The sequence below is a fragment of the Ligilactobacillus sp. genome (assembly GCF_036846325.1).
Lineage (GTDB): Bacteria > Bacillota > Bacilli > Lactobacillales > Lactobacillaceae > Ligilactobacillus.
This window is the reverse complement of the sequence record NZ_DAIUCE010000028.1, coordinates 17643-20602: the sequence shown is the minus strand read 5'-3', so window position 1 is coordinate 20602 and position 2960 is coordinate 17643. Positions and strand designations below refer to the sequence as shown.

Annotated in this window: 1 protein-coding gene; it reads right to left on the bottom strand. The window is 43.8% G+C overall.

Features of this window, described 5'->3' with window-relative positions; translation table 11 throughout:
- Positions 1–110 precede the first annotated feature (110 nt).
- Positions 111–2960, bottom strand: a 2850-nt coding sequence (locus V7Z60_RS04480; protein ID WP_334116630.1) for a DEAD/DEAH box helicase, incomplete at its 5' end; no start/stop codon positions are given.

Genomic DNA, 2960 nt, shown 5'->3' with positions numbered 1-2960 from the left:
TGGGAAAAACTCTGTCTTAAGGTTGAAACTCAGGAGCGTGAACTGCCTTGTCCGGCATTTTCACAGACAAAAAAGAAGCCGGGATTTTTCCCGGCCTCTCCTCTTTAACTTCACAAGAGCATCATCAGGTCATCTTTATCAATAATTCCGCTCTGCATTCCCTTGCCTGACAAGATGTCATCTGCAAGTCTTGCTTTCCGCTCCTGCATTTTAAGAATTTTTTCTTCAATCGTATCTTTGACGATCAGCTTGTAAACCAGGACGTTTTTTGTCTGACCAATTCGATGCGCCCTGTCCGTAGCCTGATTTTGTGCTGCCTCATTCCACCATGGGTCACAGTGAATAACGACATCGGCTCCGACCAGATTCAGTCCCGTTCCGCCCGCTTTTAGCGAAATCAGGAAAACCGGCACGTCGTTTTGGTTGAACTCCTCGACCATCTTGAATCGATCTTCCTTGGGAGTTTCACCGACAATCTTATAGAACTCAATCTTTTTTTGCCTGAGTTTTCCTTCAAGAACCGAAAGCATCGAAACAAATTGCGAAAAGATAATGATTCTGTGCCCCCCGGAAAGAGCGGATTCAATCAGTTCCATACAAGCAGCCGTTTTAGCCGATTCTTCATTGTAATCAGAATAGACCAGCCCTGGATCACAGCAAAGCTGTCTGATTCTGGTCAGCTTTGATAAAATCTCAATCCTTGACTGCTTGAATTCCTCAGCGCTTTTCTGACTGAGTTCCGCTTTAAGCTCATTGACCATCGCCTGATACAAGCCAGCCTGTTTCCCGGACATTTCAGCATAGTAAGGTCGCTCGATCTTCTCCGGCAATTCTTTTAAAACCTGACTTTTCCTTCGACGCAGCACAAACGGCGCAATCATTTTGACCAGAATCTTCTGCAGACTCTTTTCTTCGTTTATGACAATCGGACGTTCAAACTGTTCTCTGAATTCCCTATAGCTGAACAAGTATCCCGGCATGATGTAATCGAAAATGCTCCAGAGCTCGCTCAGGCGATTTTCAATCGGCGTTCCCGTCAGGGCAAAGCGTTTTTTAGCATTAATTGCCTTAACCGCTTTTGAGGCCTGAGTCGTGCTGTTTTTGATGTTCTGGGCTTCGTCAATGATTTCATATTCAAATTCAAGTTCGCGATAATCTTCAAAGTCGCGCTTGAGCTGATCATAAGTAGTCAGGACGACGTCATAGTCGTTAACGTCTGCCAACAGGTCATGCCGCTGCTTTTTAGTGCCGTTGATCACCAGTGCCTTAAGCGTCGGCGCAAAGTTTTCAAGCTCGTTTTGCCAATTGTAAAGCAAGGCGGCCGGCGTCACGATCAAAGCCTTGCCGGAACTGACCTGACTGATTGTGTCATCCTTTGCGGCCAGCAAGAGAGTAATCGTCTGCAAAGTCTTGCCAAGCCCCATTTCATCGGCCAGGATTCCGCCGAAATTCCCGTTCGCAAGTGAAGCCAGCCAGCGATAGCCTTCTTCTTGATAAGGTCGCAGCCTGGCGTTCAATCCCGAAGGAAGAGCCAGCCGTTCTTCCGTTAAGTTTTCAAAACTTTCTATAAAGCTTTTGATTCTTTCATCAGAAGAAACAGTCATTCCCTCTCTTTCCTGAAGCATTGATTCCAGATAAAAAGTACGGTAGAGCGGCAGATCAAGCTTGCCTTTGACAAATTCTTCCGGCGTTGCTCCAATCATGTTCATTGTCTTGAACAATTCTTCAAACGTTTTGTCTTCATCGTCAAATTTGAGCATCTTCCCCGTTTTAAGTGTATAAAATCTCTTTTGGGGCGTATAGCTGCCTAAAAGCTCAGACAGTTCTTCCGGCGAAAAATCAGAGCTGGTCACTTCAATGTTCAGCAGATCATGATTAAACGACAAACCGACGCTGAATTCAGGTCTGCGGCGAATGCGGGCATTTTGAAAGCTCTTAGTTCCCATGACGTTTCCGCTTTTCTTCAGCCTTGGAAGAAGTTTTTCAAAAATCATCTCAGCATTTTCCGTGTCGCGTTCCGTGACGAAAGTTTCCTCATCAAAGACAAACATGCCGCGCAGGGGTTCGATTGCCTTTCCTTCAAAATATCCGTTGCGCCTTTGATTTTTCTGACCTTTGATTACACCGAAGTCGTTCAGCTCGATTGAATACTGTTCATCACCATATTTACAGCCGACCTTGCAGAAGAAATTTTTCCTGTCGGCATCAAAATAATAGGAGACTTCCGGTTTCTTTTCCTCATCTTCTGAAAGTTCGGGCTTTCCTTTGACTTTCATTCCCAATTTTTCGATTTTTTCGATCAGATCGCTCAATTCATGCTTGTTCGCATCACTGATAAAGATGTCCTGTCTTTCTCCGGGATACGCGCAATATTTTTCAAGTTTTCTGATAAGTCTTCTCTTTGTATCGGTAACGCTGCTTACGCACATGGAAAAATCGTTGCGATTAAAATAATAGATTCGCTCTGACCCTTCAATCATCCTCGACGGAAATGAGTAAAGAAAGTGATAGCCGTTTCTTTTGTCATCTCTTTTGCATTCGAACAAAAATTCAAATTCGTCATCTTTTTTGAAATAGACGTTTTTATCGATTTTTACCGTTTTTGCCCTGTCGAACAAGCCATCATATCTTGAAGGCGACATCGCAAGCGCCTTTGATTCGATCCTGGAATAGCCGCGCACGTAATCCTCTTCGATTTTTTCGTTGTATGCGAACCTAATCAGTTCTTCATCCTTCTCGTTCAAGCTTTCTTCATCAAAAAAAATCGACTTGTTAGGCGTAATCTGATACTCATCCTCAGCGACAAGCTTTTCATAAAAATCTTTGATGTCCTTAACGACAAAACTTTTTTTCTCATCGATTCTTCCGACCCTGAATGACAGTTCATCGTAATCACTGGTATATTTTTTGGAGATTTCCGGATACAATTTCAGCGTCGGCGTCTTTTTTTCTCCTCCAAG